The sequence below is a fragment of the Streptomyces sp. NPDC058646 genome, assembly GCF_042716875.1.
Taxonomy (GTDB): domain Bacteria; phylum Actinomycetota; class Actinomycetes; order Streptomycetales; family Streptomycetaceae; genus Streptomyces.
In genome coordinates, this window is record NZ_JBHXRK010000020.1 from 14,939 (window position 1) to 33,389 (window position 18,451).

The window sequence follows — 18,451 nt, forward strand, 5'->3', positions numbered from 1 at the left end:
CGTGGGCTACGCCCATGAGTACGCCGACGCCATCTTGCACCGTGGCCGGATACCGATGGAGCCCGTCGACTTCGTGCCCGACTGGGCGGACCGTCCCCGGAAGGCGAAGTTCTATCCCGGTGCGGAGACCCTGCCGCTGCCCGGTGCCGACGCCGCCGGTTCCGCCACCGGGCCGGAGTTCACCCTGCCGCTGCTCTCGGCGATGCTCCAGGAGTCCTACGGGCTGACCGGCCGCCGCCTGGCCGTGCAGGCCAACACCGACCTGGCCGCCCTGCCGCACTACACGCAGGCGAACTGGTCGCGGGGCACCGCCTCCGGCGGCGGGCTCTACCCGGTCAGCGTCTACTGGGCCGCGGGAGCGGGCGGACCCCTCGCTCCGGGCCTGTACCACTACGCACCGCACCAGCACGGCCTGCGCAGGCTGCTGGCCGGTGACGTCACCGGTGAGGTGCGCCGGGCCCTGGGTGCGCGGGAGGCGGACGCGGCGGGCTGCACCCAGTACCTCGTCCTGGGCGTCAAGTACTGGCAGAACTCCTTCAAGTACAACAGCTTCTCCTTCCACGCCGTGAGCATGGACGTCGGGGCGCTGCTCCAGACCTGGCGGCTGTGGGCAGGGGAACGGGGGCTGCGGATCGCGCCGGCCCTCTGGTTCGACGAGGAACGGCTGGCGCGGCTGCTGGGCGTGGCGCCGCGGGAGGAGGGGCTGTTCGCGGTCGTCCCGCTCGAGTGGGCGGGCGCCCCCCGGGAGCCGGGGGGCGCCGGGGGCATCCCGGAGCCGGTCCCTGCCGGAGGCGGACACGAGGCCGTGCCCAGCGGGGACGGACCGGGGTCCCGCCCCGGCGGAGACGGACCGGAGAGCCGCCCCGCCGTGGTCCGCCGGGACTCCGAACGCTCGCGCTCCGTGCTGCAGTTCGAGACGCTGGAGCACATCCACGAGGCCACCCTGGGCCGCGCCGCCGACCGCCCGGCACCGGGCGCCCTCGACGCGGCCGCCGCCTTCCCCCCGCGTGGCGGCGATCCGCTGCCGCTGCCCCCGCCCGCCGCCACCCCGCTCCGGGTGGACCGGGCGCTGCGTGCCCGGCGCAGCAGCTTCGGCCGTTTCGACGCGAGCCGTACGGTGACGGCGGAGCACCTGGCCGCCACCCTGGCCGACAGCGCCGCGGCCTCGGTCGGCAGCGAGGCGGAGCGTCCGGACGGGCCCCGGCTGACCGCCCTGTACGCCTTCGTCAACCACGTCGAGGGCGTCGCCCCGGGTGCGTACGCCTACGATCCGGCGGCCCACGCCCTGCGCCCGGTGGTGTCCGGACCGCCCGGCCCCTTCCTCCAGCGCAACTACTTCCTCTCCAACTACAACCTGGAGCAGGCGGGCGCCGTCCTGGTGCCGACCGTACGGACGACCGCGGTGCTCGACGCGGTCGGCGACCGCGGCTACCGCCTCGTGAACGCGACCGTCGGCGCGGTCGCGCAGACCTTCTACACCACCGCCGCCGCCCACGGGCTCGGGGCCGGCGTGGCGCTCGGCTTCGACAACATCGCGTACATCGAGGAGCTGGGTCTCACGGGCTCCGGCGAGGCGCCGCTGCTGATCATGCTGCTCGGGCACGAGCGGCCGGAACCCGCCGACTTCCGCCACGAGATCGCCTGACCGGGCCGACGAGAGAACCAGGACGATCCGGATGAACACCACCACCGAATGGCACGCGGGCGAGCGCTTCATGCTGCGCGTGGCCGGACTGCCCCTGTCGGCGGTCGACGCCCTGCGCTGCCCGGAGACCTGCCGCTGGGCCGAGGACGTGCTCGCGGACGAGGAGGCGCTGCGCGCCGACGGGGAGCGGCTGAGCGAGCTGCTGCACGAGGCCGTCGGAGCGACCGACCCGGCCCCGGACGGCCCGGACGCGGCCCGCCGCCGTGAACTGCTGCGTCTGCGCCGCCAGATCCACAACAACCGGCTGCCCGCCTCCCCTGACGCGGCCGTACGGGCCCTCGGGGCCGTCCCCGGGGCGGGCGAGCTGCTGGCCGGCTGGCTCCACCGGCGCCGGAGGCTGGAGCGGCTGCTCGCCGAGGGCGGGCCGCTCCTCGCCGGCGACCTCGGCCGCGGCCGCGCGGCCCTGCGCAGGCTGCTGGGGGACGAGCGGCTGCGCCACGGCCTGCTGCTGGCCTCGCCGGTCCTGGAAGGGCAGCTCGACGCCTACGCCAAGGCCACGGCGGAGACCGGCGCTCCGACGGGCCGGGCCCGCAAGGCGGAGCGCTCGGTGCTCTCGTACGTCTACCGCACGGCCTGCAAGACCAGCCCGTTCTCCACCTTCACCGGGGTGGCCACGGGCCGGTTCACCGCCGCTTGCGCGGGCGGGGAGGACGCGGGGGGCGCTCGGGGCGGCGGGGCAGGCCCGGACGTGATCCGCGTCGCGGACAGCTGGAGCAGCCACGTGCGGCTCAACGTGGTCGTGCTGGCCCGGCTGGCCGAGCTGATCCTCGCCGACCCGGTCCGCCGGCGCGACCTGCCGCTGCGGGCCGCCCCGGGCTGGGGCCGCGACGAGGACCGGATCCGCTACGTCCGGCGCTCGGTCACCGCGGGCGACGACTCGGCCGCCGTCACCTTCGACGCGGTCAAGGACCGGCTGTTCTTCCTGCGGCGCAGCGGCACCCTCGACCGTCTCCTCGCGCTCTTCGGCGAACGGCCCGAGCTGCGCCACCAGGAGCTGGCCGACTGGCTGGCGGCGGAGCACGGGGCACCGCCCGCCGAGTGCGAGGCCTACGTCGGCGCCCTGCTCCAGCTGGGCATGGTCCGGGTGCCGTGCCTGGACACCGAGGTCCACGACGGTGATCCGCTGCGCGCCTTCCAGCGGGCCCTGGCCGCGCTGGACCGGCCCTGGGCCCGTACCCTCGCCGCGCTCCTCGACGGGCCCGCCGAGGCCCTGGAGCGCTATCCGGCGGCCGGGCAGAGCGAGCGGGCGGAGCTGCTGCGCGCCCTGCGCTCGGGGCTGCGGCGGGCGCAGGAGGAGCTGGGCGAGCGGGAGGCGGCACTGCCGCAGACCCTGCTGTACGAGGACGTGAGCGCGGGCCGTGACGTCGGCGCCGCGGCGCCGGCCTGGATGGCCGCCGGCGGCGGAGCCCTGCGCGAGGTCGAGCGGATCCTGCCCGCCTTCGACCTCACCCTCGCCCAGCGGATCACCTTCGAGGGGTTCTTCACCGCCCGCTACGGCCCGGGCGGCCGCTGCGAGGACCTGCTCGGGCTGGTGCACGACTTCCACGAGGACTTCTTCGACCAGTACCTGTCCTTCACCGCCCGGCGTACGCCCTTCGACGCGCGCGGGGAGTACGTCCCCGAGGAGAACTGGCTCGGTCTGCCGGGCATCCGCGCCCTGGACGCGGCGCGGCGGGCCTTCACCGGCCGGATGCGGGCCCACTGGTCGGCGTACGAACAGCGGGGCGGCGGTACGGAACTGCGCCTCACCGGGGACGACATCGAGGCGGTGGCCGGCGAACTGGATCCGGTCGTACCGGCCTTCGCGCCGCGCTGCCACCACATCCAGCAGGCCCGCGACCCCGACGGCGGCGGGCAGCTGACCGTGCTGAACCGCTCCTACGGCGGCCTGTCCTTCCCCTTCAGCCGCTTCACGCACGTCTACGAGGCGCAGGACGGGCCGGGCGGGCGGGACGGCCTGGCGGAGGAGCTGCGGGCGGCCGCCGCCCGGGTCACGCCGGAAGGGGCGGTGTTCGCCGAGGTCACCGGCGGACCGGTCACCACCAACCTCAATCTGCACGGACCGCTGACCGACTACGAGATCGTCTGCCCGGGCGAGAGCGGCACCCTGCCGGAGGACCGCCGGCTGCGGCTGGACGACCTGTACGCCGAGCACGTCCCGGAGTCCGGGCGGGTCGTACTGCGCTCGCGCCGCCTGGGGCTGGAGGTCGTCCCGGTCTACCTGGGCTACCTGGTGCCGCTGGCGCTGCCCGCGATCCCGCGCACGCTGCTGCTGCTCTCCCCGTCGTCGATGTCCCCGCTGGACGTGTGGGCGGGCGTGCCGGAGGGTGCTCCGCACGCCGGGGTGACCTCCCGGCCGCGCGTGGTGCACGGGGACGTCGTCCTCAGCCGCCGGAGCTGGACCACGACGGTGGCGGAGCTGCCCGCGGCGGGTGCCCGGGAGGCCGGGCACTTCCTGGAGTGGCAGCGCTGGCGCCGGGCGCACGGACTGCCCGGGCAGGTGTTCGCGACCGTGTCCGCGGGCCCGTCGGCCCTGGGAGCGAAACCGCAGTACGTGGACTTCGACAGCCTGCTCTCGCTGGCCTCCTTCGAGTCGCTGCTGCGCGAGCCCGGCCACCGGGTCGTGTTCCGCGAGATGCTGCCGGCCCCGGACGCGCTGCACGCGGTGTCGGCGCGCGGCGCCCACGTCGCGGAACTCGCCGTCGAGACCTTCACCACCCGCACCCCTGCCCTGCGACGCCCGGAAGGCGGACTCCGATGTCAGAACTGAGCGACCCCGGCACGGACCGGCGCGGCGCATGGCAGGCCGTGCACATCTTCTACGCCGCGAATCCGCAGCCGCTGCTGGTGAACTGCGTGCGTCCGCTGATCGCCTCGCTGGACGCGGACGGGCTGCTGGCCGGGCACTTCTTCATCAACTACTGGCTGGAGGGCCCGCACGTGCGGCTGCGGCTGCGGCCGTCGAGCGAGCGGGCCGCCCCCGAGGTGCGCCGGCGCACCGAGGAAGCCGTCTCGGCCTTCCTGAAGGCCCGTCCGGCGCTCTACGAGGTGGATTCGGGATTCCTCAACGAGTTCTACAACACCCTCTTCGACATCGAGTTCCCCGAAGGCGACCGGGCCGCTTTCATGGGTGCCGACGGGCGGATGAACCTGCGGCCCAACAACTCGTACGCGTACGAGCCCTATGAGCCCGAATTCGGAAAGTACGGCGGGCCCGCCGGAATCGAACTCGCCGAATGGCATTTCGCCCGCTCCAGCGATCTGGTCATGGACGCCCTGAGCCGGATGAACCTGCACCTGCGCACCGTACTGCTGGGCACCTCGGCGCAGTTGATGATGGTGATGGCGGGGGTGTTCCTGCCCGACCGGGAGGAACTCGGCGGCTATCTGGACCGCTACTACGAGTTCTGGCACACGGCCTTCCCGGGGACGGGTTTCATCGGCTCGGCGGAGTACGACCGGACCTACGAGCAGACCGGCCCCGGGCTGGCCCGGCGGTTCGCCGCCGTGCGCGAGGCGCTCGCCTCCGGGGAGACGGGGCGGCTGCCCGCCTTCCTGGCGGGGTGGGCGGAGCACTGCCGTGAGCTGCGCGGGCGGGCCGAAGCCCTGGCGGTCGCCGGTGAGCTGGTCTTCCGTTCCTGGGACGGCACCCGGGACGAGCGGGTCACCGATCCGGCCGTGGCGCTGCCCCTGCTGCTCTCCCCGTACATGCACATGACCAACAACCGGCTCCACGTGACGATCCGGGACGAGGCCTATCTCGCGCACCTGCTGGGGCGGGTGCTGCGCGAGGGCGCCGCGGCCGGAGCGGTGCGCCCGTGAGCGGCCCCGCCGGGCTGCTGGGGCACCGGCCCGCGCTGCGGCCGGGCATCCTGCTGTCCCCGCCGCTGCTGAACGGACCGGCCGTGGTGCACCTCGTGAAGGATCCGGTCTCCGGGTCCTCCTTCGAGATAGGCCCGAAGGAGTTCTTCCTCGTCTCTCGCCTCGACGGCTCCCGCAGCCTCGCGGAGATCGGCGCCGCGTACGGGGAGGCCTTCGGCCGAAGACTCGGCGAGGGCAACTGGCAGCAGCTGCTGGCGCTCCTCGGCAGCCGCCGGCTGCTGGCGGGCGGACCCGGACCCCAGGTTCCGGACCCGCAGGGGCCCCCGCGCAGCGGGACCCTGCTGCGCGGCACGCTGCGCCTGGTCGCCGACGCCGACGCGGCGACGGCCCGGCTGCACCGCCTTCTGCGGCCCGCCCTGCACCCGGTGGTGCTGGGCGTGCTGCTCCTGCTGTGCCTGGCGATGGAGGGGGTGCTGGCCGCCGCGGCGGGCGGGCTCGCACACGACCTGTGGTGGCTGCTCTCGCATCCGGTGCCGTTGCTGGCGGTGGCCACGCTGCTGTGGTTCAGCACGGCGCTGCACGAGTTCGCGCACGGGGTCGCCGCCCGTCATGTGGGGGGAAACGTCGGGGAGATCGGGCTGCGCTGGCGGCTGCCCGTGGCCATCATGTACTGCACCGTGGACAACTACCGTTACCTGGACCGCCGCCGGCACCAACTGGCCGTCGCGGCGGCGGGGGCGTTCGCCAACCTCCTCTTCCTCCTGCCCTTCTTCGGCTGGTGGGCCGCCCTGCCCGAGGCGGATCCGACCGGCCGGGTGCTGGGGGCGCTGCTGCTGCTCGGCAGTGCGCAGGCCCTGGTCAACCTGTTGCCGCTGCCGCCGCTCGACGGGTACACGATGCTCGGCCACGGCCTGCGGGTCACCCGGCTCGCGCCCGCGAGCTCCGCGTACCTGCGGCTGCGGCTGCGCGACCGGGCGGCGGCCGACGCCTATCCGGCCCGGGCCCGCAGGCTCTACCTGGCGTACGGGGCGGGCTCCGCCCTGCTGGTCGTGCTGCTCGCCGCGGCTGCGGCGGGCACCCTCTGGTACGCCGTGGCCAGGGCCTCCTGAATCCCCGTCGTCCACCCCGCCGCCCACCTCCGATTCCGTGACATCCGCCCCCCACCACCACCGAGAACGAGGGAACCGCACGCCCCATGAGCACTGACAGCACCACCCCGCCGCCCGACACCGGACCCGACGCCGCCGTCACCGTCACGGAGGTACGCAAGCGCTACGGCGACCGCACCGCGGTCGACGGCGTCTCCCTCGACGTCCGCCGCGGCGAGTTCTTCGGGCTCCTCGGGCCCAACGGAGCGGGCAAGACCACCCTCGTCGAGATCATGGAGGGCCTGCGGCAGGCCGACTCCGGAACCGTCCGGGTGCTCGGCCGGAGCCCCTGGCCGCGCAACACGGCGCTGCTGCCGCGGATCGGCGTACAGACGCAGGCCTCGGCCTTCTTCGTCCGGCAGACCGCCCGCGAGCACCTCCTGACCGTCGCCGGGCTCTACCGGGCCGAGCGGGGAGCGGCGGACCGCACGCTGGAGACCGTCGGGCTGACCGGACAGCGCGACGTGCTGGTGGAGAACCTCTCGGGCGGGCAGCGCCAGCGCCTGGCCATCGCCTCCGCCCTGGTCCACGGCCCCGAGCTGATCTTCCTGGACGAGCCCACCGCGGCCCTCGACCCGCAGGCCCGCCGCGACCTGTGGGAGGTCCTGCGCACCCTCAAGAGCGAGGGCCGCACCATCGTCTACACCACCCACCACCTGGACGAGGCCGAGGCCCTGTGCGACCGGGTGGCCATCCTCGTCGACGGCACCATAGCCGCCCTCGACTCCCCCCACCGGCTCGTCACCGCCGCCGGGGCGCCGGCCCGGCTGCTGCTGCCCGCGGGCCGGATGGCGCTCGACGACGCGGCCGCCCTGCCGGGCGTGGACCGGGCCACCCTCCAGGGCGGCTCGCTGGTCCTGGAGACCGCTTCCCCGGGCAAGGTCCTCCAGGCCGTCGACGCGATCACCGGGCTCGACGGCGTGATGACCCGTACGGCCACGCTGGAGGACGTCTACCTCGAACTCACCGGTACGGCCGCCGGCCACGCCGCCACCCACCCCACGGAGTCCCAGGCATGAGCGCGTACACGGCCCTGATCGCGGCCGGCTACCGGGCGCAGGTCCGGGACAAGGCCACCCTCTTCTTCACCTTCGCCTTCCCGCTGCTCTTCCTCCTCGTCTTCGGCCTGATCTTCAGCGGGCAGGAGGTGGAGGAGAGCGGCCGCCCCTACATCTCGTACATCGCGCCCGGCGTGATGTCGTGGGGCGTGGCCAACGCCGCCGTGTTCGGCATCGCGTTCACCCTGATGCAGTGGCGCCGGGACGACCTGCTGCGGCTGATCCGGCTGACGCCGACACCGCTGACGACCGTACTGGCCTCGCGGTACGTGCTGGCGCTCGTCGTCGGCGTCGCGCAGGCCGCGGTGTTCGTGGCGGTGGCGATGCTGCCGGGCTTCGGGCTGGAGCTGGACGGGCGCTGGCCGCTCGTGCTGCCCGCCCTGGTCCTCGGTATCACCGCCTTCATGGCGATCGGCGTGATCGTCGGCACCTACGCGAACACCCCCGAGGCGGTGGCGGCGATCGCCAACTGCATGATGGTGCCGATGGCTTTCCTGTCCGGCTCCTTCCTGCCGCTGGACTTGATGCCGTCCTGGCTGCAGTCGGTGTCCCGCGTCCTGCCGCTGCGCTACCTCAACGACGCGGCGACCGGCGCGCTGACCGGCTCGGGCTCCCTGTCCGCGATCGGCACCGGGTGCGTGGTGCTCCTCGGCTTCGCCCTGCTGTTCGGCGGGATCGGGCTGAAGACCTTCCGATGGAGCAACCGGACATGACCCCGACTTCCGTGCGTACGCGTCCCGTCCAGGCCCCGGACGGCACCGCGATGGAGACGGCGCGGCGCGAACTGGCCGGCGCCCTGGCGGACCTCGGCGCGCAGGTGGTCACCCTCGGTGTCCACGACGCGCTGGGGCCGCGCGCCGCCGACCCGTTCGCCCCGGTCCGGGCGGCCGCCACCGTCCACCTCGCCGCCCGCGCCGTCCTGGTCGGGCCCTGGGGCGGGGACGGCACCGCGCCCGCCTGCGGCCAGTGCCTGGCGATGCGCCGCCAGCGGCTGCGCAGCCGGAGCGAACGGGACGCCCTGGAGACCGGCAGCGCGGCCCCCACCCCGGTCGCGGCGGACTGGCCGCGGCTCACCCCGTACCTGCTGGACGCGGTGCGGGCGCTGCACGGGGCGGTCTTCCAGGGATCCGCGGCCGCCCCCGGCCCCACGGCCGCGGACCGGGCCCTGCCGCAGGTCTCGCGGCTGGACCTGAAGACCCTCCAGGTGCGGACCTACCCGCTGGCGGCGGATCCGCTGTGCCCCGACTGCGGGCCGGGCGGGACGGACGCCCCGGTGCCCTTCGTCCCGGCCTCCCGGCCGGTGCCGGACCCGGGCGCGCAGCGGCTGCGCGCGGCGTCCTCGTACCCCATGCCGCACGCGGCGCTGGCGAACCCCGAGAGCGGCGTGCTCGGCGGGGGCACCTGGATCGACGTCACCTCGCCGACGACGGCGCCGGTCGCGGGCAGCGTGTTCATGCGCGGCTACGCGGGTCTGACCGACGTGACCTGGAGCGGCCAGGCCAACAGCTTCTCCGGCAGCCGCGACCTGGCCTACCTGGAGGGCCTGGAGCGGTACGCGGGCACCCACCGGCGCACCGGCGGCTCCCTGCTCACGGCCTCGTACGCGGAGCTGGGCGAGCGGGCGCTGGACCCGGCCCTGTGCGGTCTCTACCCGCCGGAGACCTACCGTGACGACCCGATGGTGTCGCCCTTCGACCCGGACCGGCCGATCCCCTGGGTGTACGGGCATTCGCTGCGCGACGACCGGCCGGTACTGGTACCGGCACGGCTGGTGCACTACAGCGCCGGACTGGCCTGCGACAACTTCGTCTTCGAGTGCTCCAACGGGTGCGCGATCGGCAGTTGCACGGAGGAGGCGCTGCTCGGGGCGTTGCTGGAACTGATCGAGCGGGACGCCTTCCTGGTCGCCTGGTACGCCGGACTGCCCCTGACGGAGATCGACTTGGCCTCCGTGCCGGGTCCGGCGGTGCGGATGATGGCCGACCGGGCCGCCCTCCAGGGGTACGACGTGCACGTCTTCGACAACCGGATCGACCTCTCCGTGCCCGTGGTGACGGCGCTCGCGGTGCGCCGTGACGGCGGGCCGGGGCTGTTCTCCTTCGGCGCGGGCGCGGCACTGGATCCGGCGAAGGCCGCCGAAGCGGCCCTGTCGGAGGTCCTGACCTACATCCCGCACCTGCCCCGTCAGGTGGCGGAGCGGCGGACCGAACTGGAAGCGATGGCCGCCGACTTCGGGCGGGTGCGCCATCTGAAGGACCACGCCCAGCTGTACGGGCTCCCGGTGATGGCCCCGTACGTGAGGCCCTACCTGGAACCGGCGTCCGTGCAGCCGATGGCCGAGGTCTACCGGTCGTGGAACGCGGAGGGCAGGCCGCGCACGGCGGACCTGCGCGACGACCTCACGTACTGCGTCGAGGAGTTGGTGCAGTCCGGGCACGACGTGATCGTCGTCGACCAGACGACTCCCGAGCAGCGGCGGATCGGGCTGCGCACGGTGTGCGCGGTCGTTCCGGGCCTGCTGCCGATCGACTTCGGCTGGTCGCGGCAGCGGGCTCCGTTCATGCCGCGGCTGCGCACCGCTCCCCGCCGCGCGGGGCTGCGCCCGACGGACCTGGACGGGACGGGGATCCGGATGGTCCCCCATCCCTTCCCCTGAGGCCCGAGCCGGCCGGGCAGGTACCACCGGTGCCCCGGCCCCCGCTCGCGCGGGGGCCGGGGCACCGGTGTGCGTACGCCGTGGACGTCAGGCGCTGCAGGAGGTCGTGCTGGTGGTCGAGGAACAGGTCGAGGTCGAGCTGCAGCTCGTGGAGCCGGCGAGCACGACCTCGCTGGCGTCCGAGTAGTCGGAGATCTCGAAGGTCTCGGACTCGAGCTCGAGGATCTCGTCGGCGAGCGAGGCGAGGGGAGACTTCTCCATGGTGACTCCTTCAACGTGGTGCGGTCGGTGGGTGGTGCGGTGTGGTGCCCCCCCATCAGAACCGGTCGCACCTGCACCTGACCCGGCGTACCGCTGACACCTCGCTGACGGAAAGTGTCAGCGCCCTGGCGTCCCGGTCCCGGGAGCGCTGACCGATCATGGCCGCATGACCGAACTCGCCGGACTTCCCGGACTGGCCGGAATCGTCAGGCCGTTGACGACCCTCTACCTGGACCTGCACCGGCATCCCGAGCTGTCGGGCGCCGAGGAGCGCACGGCGGGCCGGTTCGCCGACTGGCTGGAGGCCGCGGGGTACGAGACCACGCGCGGGATCGGCGGGCACGGCGTCGCCGGGGTGCTGCGCGGCGGCGGGGGACCGACCGTACTGCTGCGGGCCGAGCTGGACGCCCTGCCGGTCCGGGAGACGACCGGGCTGGCCTACGCGAGCGAGGGCGCGGCGGCGCACGCGTGCGGGCACGACCTCCACCTGGCCGCGGCGGCGGGGGCCGCCTCGCTGCTGGCCCGGTCGCCACTGGCCCGGCAGGGCACGCTGGTCGTCGTGGGCCAGCCCGCGGAGGAGACCCTGGCGGGCGCCCGGGCCATGCTGTCGGACGGCCTGTACGAGCGCACCGGCGTCCCGGACGCCGTGCTGGCACAGCACTCGGCCCCGCTGCCCGCGGGGATGGTGGCCCACGGGTACGGGCCGATGACCGCGGGCAGCGTCACCTTCCGCATCGTGGTGCACGGCCGCGGCGGGCACGCGGGGGCCCCGCACCTGACGGTGGACCCGGTGGTGGCGGCGGCGCACGTGGTGACCCGGCTGCAGACGGTGGTGGCCCGGGAGGCGGCGCCCTCGGAGCAGGTCGCCGTCACGGTCGGCTCGTTCCACGCGGGCGAGCGGGCGAACGTCGTGCCCGAGCGGGCCGAACTGGCCGTCACCGTGAGGGCGGCCGGTGAGGCGGCCCTGGCGCGCGCGGCCGCGGCGGTGGAGCGGATCGTGCGCGCGGAGTGCGCGGCGGCGGACTGCCCCCGGGAGCCCGGGATCGTCCGCGTGTCCGCGTCCCCCGTCACCCATCCCGACCCGGCGACGACGGCCGCGGTACGGGGGGCCCACGTGACGGAGTTCGGCCCCGAGCGGGTGGCCATGTGGCCGCCGTCCCTGGCGACCGAGGACTTCGCACTGTTCGGCGACGCGGGGCGTGACCTGCACGGCGCGGAAGGGGTCCGCCTCGCCTACTGGATGTTCGGGGCCATCGGGCCGGCGGCCTGGGCGGCCGCGCCGGGGGCGACCGCGGCCCTGAAGCTGGCGGCGCTGCCCGCCAATCACGCGCCGGATTTCGCACCGGACGTGCGCACGGCGCTGCCGGCGGGCGTACGGGCGCTGACGGCGGCCGCCCTCACCTGCCTGACGGCTCCGGTGCCGTAGGCGCCGGGCCGGCCGGCGCGCGCACCGCCTCGCGCGATGCGGAGGGGGCCGGGACCAGCCGGGTCCCGGCCCCCTTCCGCCGGTCAGGCTCCGCTCGCCTCCAGCATGTCCTCGCGCTCGACGATCTTCACGCGCGCGCGGCCCTGGGGTTCGCCGAGGGCCTTCTCCGCGGCGTCGAGGCGGTACCAGCCGTCCCACGTCGTCCAGCGCACGCTCCGCTCGGCGAGGAAGGCCTCGACGGCCTCCGGTGCGGGCGCGGCCGGGGTGAGCAGCCGGCCTTCCGCATGGTCGGCGAGGAGGTTCGCGACGGTCTCGTTGGCGTCGCCCTTGGTGTGGCCGATGAGCCCGACCGGGCCGCGCCGGATCCATCCGGTGACGTACGTCGACGGGAGGTGCCTGCCGGCCTCGATCACACGGCCGCCCTCGTCGGGGACCGTACCGGTCTCCACGTCCCAGGGGAGCTTGGGCAGCTCGTCCGAGAGGTAGCCCACGGCGCGGTAGACGGCCTGGACGTCCCAGTCGGTGAACCGGCCGGTGCCCTTCACGTTGCCGGTGCCGTCGAGCTCGGTGCGCTCGGTGCGCAGTCCGACGACCTTGCCGTCCTCGCCGAGCACCTCCGTGGGCGACTCGAAGAAGTGCAGGAAGAGCTTGTGGGGGCGGTCGCCGATGTCGCGGATCGCCCAGTTCTCCAGGGTCTTGGCGACCATGTCCGCCTGCTTGTTGGCGCGGCGGGTGGCGATGGAACCGTCGTCGTAGTCGATGTCCTCGGGGTTCACGATGACCTCGATGGTGGGCGAGTGGTCCAGCTCGCGCAGCTCCATCGGGCTGAACTTGGCCTGCGCCGGACCGCGACGTCCGAAGACGTGCACCTCGAGCGCCTTGTTGGCCTTGAGGCCGGCGTGGACGTTCGGCGGTATCTCGGTCGGCAGCAGCTCGTCGGCCGTCTTCGCGAGGATGCGGGCGACGTCGAGGGCGACGTTGCCGACGCCGAGCACCGCGACCTTCTCGGCCTCCAGCGGCCAGGTACGGGGGACGTCGGGGTGGCCGTCGTACCAGGAGACGAAGTCCGCGGCGCCGTAGGAACCGTCGAGTTCGACGCCCGGGATGGTCAGCATGCGGTCGGCCGTGGCGCCCGTGGAGAAGATCACCGCGTCGTAGAACGAGTGCAGCTCGTCGAGGCTGATGTCGTTCGGGTAGTCGACGTTCCCGAAGAGGCGGACCTGCGGCTTGTCGAGCACCTGGTGCAGGGCGGTGATGATGCCCTTGATCCGCGGGTGGTCGGGGGCGACGCCGTAGCGGATCAGGCCGAAGGGCGCGGGCATCTTCTCGAAGAGGTCGATGGACACGCCGGGCTCGAGGGCGGTCTCGGACTTCAGCAGCGCGTCCGCCGCGTAGATCCCTGCGGGACCGGCACCGACGATTGCTACCCGCAGGGGGCGAGGCATGACGAAGTTCCCTTCGAGCGATGAACGAGGTGGATCAAGCAGAACCATAAACTGAGGTAACCCTAACCCAGCACCCCGTGGCCGTTTATGGCCCCATAACCAAACCTTATGCCTCCCCCAAGCTATGCTTGGAGCCTTGCATTCCGGTCGCGTTCCACTGGAGGAGCGCCCGCCCGGTGAGCGCACCCTCAGGGGGAACTCGCTGGTCAGCAGGCACCCGAGCTGACAGACTGAAACGGTTTGATCACCCCAGGAGGACGAATGGCAGACGAAACAGACACCCCGCAGGACGAATCGCCGGCCGAGGAGGCCAAGCGCAAGTTCCGGGAGGCGCTGGAGCGCAACGCGGCGAATGCCCAGTCCCAGCAGGCGCACCAGAGCCGGGCGAAGGTCCAGGGATCCAGCAGCGGCCCCGGCGGCAAGAACAAGAAGGTCCGCCGCAAGACCGGCTGACCCTCCGCCCCGAGGAGCTCAGTCTCGCCGCCCCGGCGGCGGGACCGGGCCGCCCGCCGCACCCCGGGGCGGCCGGTGTGCCAAATGGGCCACCCGGGTGAGTGGGGATAACCACGAGCACCTACAGCAGTTGATCAGCGCGTCCCGCCGAGGGCAGCTATCTCATGCGACAGTGCGACAGAAGGATCCCCCACATGTTCAAGAAGTTCATGGCCACCGCCGCGGTCACCGCCTCCGTACTGGGCGCGGGCGCCGCCGCAGCCTCCCCGGCGATGGCGATCGGCAACGACAACGGCGTCAACACCGTGAACGGCAACGGCGCCGCGCAGATCTACGGCAACCAGGCCACCGAGGGCCGGATGAGCCCGCAGCTCGGTGCGATCCAGGGCTCGCTGAACAAGCTCTGCGTCGGCCTTCCGGCCAAGGTCAACGCCCAGTCCCTGGTGGCGGTCCTCGCCAACATCGGCGTCCAGGACGTCAACATCCTGTCGAACCCGCAGAACCAGCAGTGCACCGAGAACTCCACCCAGGCCAAGGGCGACGAGTCGCTCTCGCACATCCTGGAGAACATCCCGGTCCTCTCGGGCAACCTCTCTGCGGGCAGCTGACCTGCGGCCACGGCTCCGGCGCGACCCCCGCGCCGGAGCCGTGGCACGGAATCACCACGAGATCCCCATGGTCTAGACCTTGACAGGTCCAGACCATTTTCGCTTCAGTGGCGTAGTTGCCGCCCCACGGCAACTCCCCCCACTGAAGGAGCAGTTACGTGATACGTGCGTTTCGCCACCGTGCCCTGTCCATGGTCGCCGCCGCGGCCGTCACGGTCGGCCTCGCTCTGACCTTCCCCTCCTCCTCCGCCTCCGCGGCGCCCGCCTGCGCCGGAGCGTGGGGCTCCTCCGCCGTCTACACGAACGGCATGAGCGCCTCGTACAACGGGCACAACTGGCAGGCCAAGTGGTGGACCCAGGGCGAGACGCCCGGCACCACGGGGCAGTGGGGCGTCTGGTCGGACCAGGGCGCCTGCGGTGGGGGCGGCGGGCAGGACCCCGACCCGGGCAACCCCTCCGGCTTCGTGGTCTCCGAAGCCCAGTTCCAGCAGATGTTCCCGAACCGGAACCCCTTCTACACCTACAACGGCCTGGTCGCGGCCCTGTCGGCGTACCCGGGCTTCGCGCAGACCGGTGACGACACCGTGAAGCGGCGCGAGGCCGCCGCCTTCCTCGCGAACGTCTCGCACGAGACGGGCGGCCTGGTCCACATCGTCGAGCAGAACACCGCCAACTACCCCCACTACTGCGACGCGACCCGGCCCTACGGCTGTCCGGCCGGCCAGGCCGCCTACTACGGACGCGGCCCGATCCAGCTCAGCTGGAACTTCAACTACAAGGCCGCCGGTGACGCCCTCGGCCTGAACCTGCTCGCCAACCCCTACCTGGTCGAACAGGACCCGGCCGTCGCCATGAAGACGGCGCTCTGGTATTGGAACACCCAGAACGGGCCGGGCACGATGACCGCCCACACCGCCATGGTGAGCGGCGCGGGCTTCGGCGAGACCATCCGCTCGATCAACGGGGCCCTGGAGTGCAACGGCGGCAACCCGGCGCAGGTCCAGAGCCGCATCTCCACCTACCAGCGCTTCACGCAGCTGCTCGGGGTCACGCCGGGGAACAACCTCGGCTGCTGACGGCCCGGCCCGGGGCTCAGCGGCTGCCGCTGAGGGCGGTGGCCAGCTGAGCCCTGGAGCGGACGTTGAGCTTCTGGTAGATGCGGGTCAGCCGGGCCTCGACCGTCTTGACGCTGACGAACAGCTTCGCCGCCGCCTCCTGGTTGCTGGCGCCCCGGCCGACGAGCACGGCGAGACGGACCTCGGCCTCCGTCAGCGAGGCGACCGCTTCGGCCCCGTTCCCCTCCCCGGGTCCGGCGGCCGGTTCCCGGGCGAGTTCCGCCCAGGGACCCGCCCCGGCCCCCTCGAACTCCCCGGCCGCGGCCAGGAGGGCGGCGCGGGCCGGTGCTCGCCGCCTGCGGCGCCGTTCCACCCGGGCGAGGGCCAGCAGCGTCCGGCCCCGTTCCAGCGGTAGCCGGAGGGCGGCGAACCGCTGCTCCGTCGCCTCCAGGAGGGCGACCGCGGCGTCGGCGTCGCCCTGGGCCGACAGGCACAGGCCCCGGGCCCGGTCGAGGGCGGCGACCACCCCGGCGCGTCCGAGGCCGCGGGCGGTCCCGTGGACGCAGTCGAGCAGCCGGGCGGCCTCCTCCGGTGCGTCCGCGGCGACCAGCGCCTCGGCCAGGTCACCGTGCCAGCGCAGGACGGAGGGGTCCACCACCTGCTGGGCGGACTCCAGTGCGGCGACCCGGCGCAGGGTGGCCACGGCCTTGGCCGCCTCGCCGGTGGCCAGTTCGACCAGCCCGAGCGCGTGCAGGCTGCGCGAGAGGAACACCTGGTCGTGCTCCTCCTCCGAGGCCTGGATGCCGCGCCGGGCGTACCCGGCGGCCCGCGCGAAGCTGCCGCCCATCGCCTCGGCCATCGCGGCCACGTACCAGGCGGGTCCGGGCGACAGCCCGGCCTCGATCGTCAGCTCCAGGGCGCGCCGGGCGTGGGTGGAGGCGGCCTCGCACCGGCCGCCGCGCAGTTCGACCTCGGCCAGGCTGCGCAGGACCTCGAAGACGTCCTCGGCGGACCCGGTGCGCTGGACGGCGGGCAGCAGCACCATCAGCAGCCGGCGGGCGTCGGCGAGGCGGTCGTCGAAGAGGGCGTGGCGTACGGCGAGGTAGCGCGGGGCGTTGCGCATGCCGAGGGGCACTTCGGGCGCCGGCAGGGCGAGTGCCTCGGCCAGGATGTCCTCGGCGTCGGGGTCGCCCAGGATGCGTCCCATGCGGGCCCGGACCGTGAGGGCCATGGCCTCGGCGACCTGGTCGCCGCCCTTGGCCGCGAGCGCCCCGGCCTCGGCGGCCGCGTCGCGGGAGCGGACGGGGTCGCCGTCGCTGAGGTTGTGCTTCCAGGCGATCCGCAGCTGGACGGCCGCTTGCAGGGCGGGGTCGCCCTCGGCGTCGACCATGGCGTGGGCGAAGGTCTCCTCCAGGGTGCCGAGGGCCTGCCCGGCGGCGTCGATCACGGCGAGCCGGGCCCGTACCCGGTCAGCCGGGGAGGCGTCGCGGGCCAGTACGGCGCGGGTGGCCCGGCGGGCGAGGTCGGCGCGCCCGGCCCACCCGGCGTCCTCGGCGGCGGCGACGAGCCGGGCCAGCTCCTCCCCGGCCAGGTGGTGCGGCGTGCGCTCCGCGGCGAGCAGGCCCAGTTCGGCGGCGAGGGCCCGCTGTCCGCGGCGGCGGCAGGCGGCGGCCGCTTCGGTGATCTCGGCGGCGAGCCACTCGTCGGGGGTGTCGACGGCCAGCGCACGGTGGCGTACGGCCTGGACGGGGTCGTCGACGGCGGCGGCCAGGGCGGCGTGCCCGGCGGCCCGCTCGGGCCAGCCGGCGTCGGCGGCGAGCGCGGTGGGCAGCGCGCCCGCGGTGAACTCGACGGCGCCGTCCTCCCCCACGCTGACGAGCGCGGCCCGTTCCGCCTCGGCCAGTTCCGCCTCCGCGTCCGGCCGGCCCGCGCGGCGCAGCAGGGCGGTGGTGGGGCGGGTGGCGAGGGCGGCGAGCAGCAGGGTCCGGCGGGACCGGGCGGGGGCGGCGGCGAGGAGGCGGCGGGCCACCTCGCGGGCCGGTCCGGAGACGGGCAGGGTGTCGGCGTGGTGCGCGCTGCCGACGCGGGCTTCGGCGAGGGACTGGCCGAGGGCGAGGGCGAGACGGGGGTTGCCGCCGCTGGCCTGGTGGATGCGGCCGGCGAGGCGGGCGGGCAGGCCCCGGCGCACCAGGAGTTCGGCGACCTCGTCGGCGCCGAGCGGGGGGACGGGGATGGCCGGGGTGCCGGCGCCGCAGAGGGCCTCGCCGACTGCGGCCCCGCCCTGGACGCATTCGGCGACGAGGACGCGTACCCGGGGCGGGGTGAGGCGCAGTGCGAAGCGGAGCAGGTCGGTGCTCTCGGCGTCGAACCACTGGGCGTTGTCCAGGACGAGCAGGACGGGCTGGCGGCCGGAGAGGGTACGGAGCACTTCGACGACGGCGAGACGCAGGGCGACGTGGTCGCGGCCTGCGCGGGGGGCGTCGGCCTCCCGGCGGAGCAGGGCGATGGCGGTGCGCTGGGGGCCGGAGAGCCGTTCCAGTGCGGCGCCCGGGACGGAGGCCAGCAGCGCGGCCGCGGATGCCTCGGGTATCCACCGGTCGGCGGCCTCCGGGGCGAGACGGAGCACCGTCTCGCGGCGGGATTCCGCGGCGGCGGCGACGGCGCGGACCACCTCGGTCTTGCCCGCTCCGGCCGGTCCCGTCAGCAAGGCCCGCCCGTGCGTGGTCAGCGCGCGGTCGACCGCCTTGATCAGTTCATCGTGCCCGACGCTCGTGTCAGCGTGCCCCGTCGCCGCCACCACGCACAGCCACCAGC

General features: G+C 74.2%; 14 protein-coding genes. 11 read left to right on the top strand and 3 right to left on the bottom strand.

The features are described 5' to 3' along the window. Position 1 precedes the first annotated feature (1 nt). From ACFWUZ_RS23680 to ACFWUZ_RS23710, 7 genes are all read left to right on the top strand, one after another. Complete coding sequence (locus ACFWUZ_RS23680; RefSeq protein WP_384376250.1) at positions 2–1,645, top strand: SagB family peptide dehydrogenase; 1,644 nt, start codon at positions 2–4, stop codon at positions 1,643–1,645. A gap of 31 nt (positions 1,646–1,676) precedes the next feature. Further along, positions 1,677–4,475: a lantibiotic dehydratase gene (locus ACFWUZ_RS23685; RefSeq protein ID WP_384376253.1), complete on the top strand. Its 2,799-nt coding sequence runs from the start codon at positions 1,677–1,679 to the stop codon at positions 4,473–4,475. Next, positions 4,463–5,527 (top strand): lantibiotic dehydratase C-terminal domain-containing protein, encoded by a 1,065-nt coding sequence (locus ACFWUZ_RS23690; RefSeq protein ID WP_384376256.1) that lies wholly within the window; start codon positions 4,463–4,465, stop codon positions 5,525–5,527. Before ACFWUZ_RS23685 ends, ACFWUZ_RS23690 begins: the two co-directional genes overlap by 13 nt. After that, entirely contained in the window at positions 5,524–6,636 is a 1,113-nt protein-coding gene (locus ACFWUZ_RS23695) for a peptidase M50 (RefSeq protein ID WP_384376259.1), read from the top strand. The genes ACFWUZ_RS23690 and ACFWUZ_RS23695 overlap by 4 nt, the downstream gene beginning before the upstream one ends. An 86-nt stretch (positions 6,637–6,722) precedes the next feature. Then, positions 6,723–7,694, top strand: coding sequence for an ABC transporter ATP-binding protein (locus tag ACFWUZ_RS23700; protein ID WP_384376262.1), 972 nt, complete (start codon positions 6,723–6,725; stop codon positions 7,692–7,694). Beyond that, the gene (locus ACFWUZ_RS23705) at positions 7,691–8,446 is read left to right on the top strand and encodes an ABC transporter permease (protein ID WP_384376265.1); all 756 of its coding nucleotides are present in this window, start codon (positions 7,691–7,693) and stop codon (positions 8,444–8,446) included. Before ACFWUZ_RS23700 ends, ACFWUZ_RS23705 begins: the two co-directional genes overlap by 4 nt. Then, positions 8,443–10,389, top strand: coding sequence for a TOMM precursor leader peptide-binding protein (locus tag ACFWUZ_RS23710; protein WP_384376268.1), 1,947 nt, complete (start codon positions 8,443–8,445; stop codon positions 10,387–10,389). The genes ACFWUZ_RS23705 and ACFWUZ_RS23710 overlap by 4 nt, the downstream gene beginning before the upstream one ends. 87 nt (positions 10,390–10,476) lie before the next feature. Here ACFWUZ_RS23710 and ACFWUZ_RS23715 read toward each other — a convergent pair whose 3' ends face one another. Then, the gene (locus tag ACFWUZ_RS23715) at positions 10,477–10,650 is read right to left on the bottom strand and encodes a thiazolylpeptide-type bacteriocin (protein ID WP_007268044.1); all 174 of its coding nucleotides are present in this window, start codon (positions 10,648–10,650) and stop codon (positions 10,477–10,479) included. Positions 10,651–10,816: 166 nt separating this feature from the next. Here ACFWUZ_RS23715 and ACFWUZ_RS23720 point away from each other — a divergent pair, with 166 nt between their 5' ends. Then, complete coding sequence (locus ACFWUZ_RS23720; RefSeq protein ID WP_384376273.1) at positions 10,817–12,076, top strand: amidohydrolase; 1,260 nt, start codon at positions 10,817–10,819, stop codon at positions 12,074–12,076. 83 nt (positions 12,077–12,159) lie between these two features. Here ACFWUZ_RS23720 and ACFWUZ_RS23725 read toward each other — a convergent pair whose 3' ends face one another. Then, positions 12,160–13,521: an FAD-dependent oxidoreductase gene (locus ACFWUZ_RS23725; protein WP_384376276.1), complete on the bottom strand. Its 1,362-nt coding sequence runs from the start codon at positions 13,519–13,521 to the stop codon at positions 12,160–12,162. A 261-nt stretch (positions 13,522–13,782) separates the two neighbouring features. Between ACFWUZ_RS23725 and ACFWUZ_RS23730 the strand changes: the two genes are divergently transcribed. From ACFWUZ_RS23730 to ACFWUZ_RS23740, 3 genes are all read left to right on the top strand, one after another. Continuing rightward, positions 13,783–13,974, top strand: a complete 192-nt coding sequence (locus tag ACFWUZ_RS23730; protein ID WP_214942692.1) for a DUF5302 domain-containing protein — start codon at positions 13,783–13,785, stop codon at positions 13,972–13,974. Between the two features lie 194 nt (positions 13,975–14,168). Beyond that, positions 14,169–14,582: a rodlin gene (locus tag ACFWUZ_RS23735; RefSeq protein WP_384376279.1), complete on the top strand. Its 414-nt coding sequence runs from the start codon at positions 14,169–14,171 to the stop codon at positions 14,580–14,582. A 191-nt stretch (positions 14,583–14,773) separates the two neighbouring features. Further along, positions 14,774–15,658: a glycoside hydrolase family 19 protein gene (locus ACFWUZ_RS23740; protein WP_384376582.1), complete on the top strand. Its 885-nt coding sequence runs from the start codon at positions 14,774–14,776 to the stop codon at positions 15,656–15,658. Positions 15,659–15,674: 16 nt separating this feature from the next. On the opposite strand, the gene ACFWUZ_RS23745 is transcribed toward ACFWUZ_RS23740, so the two are convergent. Then, positions 15,675–18,437, bottom strand: coding sequence for an AAA family ATPase (locus ACFWUZ_RS23745; RefSeq protein ID WP_384376282.1), 2,763 nt, complete (start codon positions 18,435–18,437; stop codon positions 15,675–15,677). Positions 18,438–18,451 lie beyond the last annotated feature (14 nt).

Coding starts and splice junctions, on each gene's coding strand:
- ACFWUZ_RS23685 (WP_384376253.1), top strand. CDS start 1,677: ATGAACACCACCACCGAATGGCACGCGGGCGAGCGCTTCATGCTGCGC.
- ACFWUZ_RS23690 (WP_384376256.1), top strand. CDS start 4,463: ATGTCAGAACTGAGCGACCCCGGCACGGACCGGCGCGGCGCATGGCAG.
- ACFWUZ_RS23700 (WP_384376262.1), top strand. CDS start 6,723: ATGAGCACTGACAGCACCACCCCGCCGCCCGACACCGGACCCGACGCC.
- ACFWUZ_RS23705 (WP_384376265.1), top strand. CDS start 7,691: ATGAGCGCGTACACGGCCCTGATCGCGGCCGGCTACCGGGCGCAGGTC.
- ACFWUZ_RS23710 (WP_384376268.1), top strand. CDS start 8,443: ATGACCCCGACTTCCGTGCGTACGCGTCCCGTCCAGGCCCCGGACGGC.
- ACFWUZ_RS23715 (WP_007268044.1), bottom strand. CDS start 10,650: ATGGAGAAGTCTCCCCTCGCCTCGCTCGCCGACGAGATCCTCGAGCTC.
- ACFWUZ_RS23720 (WP_384376273.1), top strand. CDS start 10,817: ATGACCGAACTCGCCGGACTTCCCGGACTGGCCGGAATCGTCAGGCCG.
- ACFWUZ_RS23725 (WP_384376276.1), bottom strand. CDS start 13,521: ATGCCTCGCCCCCTGCGGGTAGCAATCGTCGGTGCCGGTCCCGCAGGG.
- ACFWUZ_RS23730 (WP_214942692.1), top strand. CDS start 13,783: ATGGCAGACGAAACAGACACCCCGCAGGACGAATCGCCGGCCGAGGAG.
- ACFWUZ_RS23735 (WP_384376279.1), top strand. CDS start 14,169: ATGTTCAAGAAGTTCATGGCCACCGCCGCGGTCACCGCCTCCGTACTG.
- ACFWUZ_RS23740 (WP_384376582.1), top strand. CDS start 14,774: ATGGTCGCCGCCGCGGCCGTCACGGTCGGCCTCGCTCTGACCTTCCCC.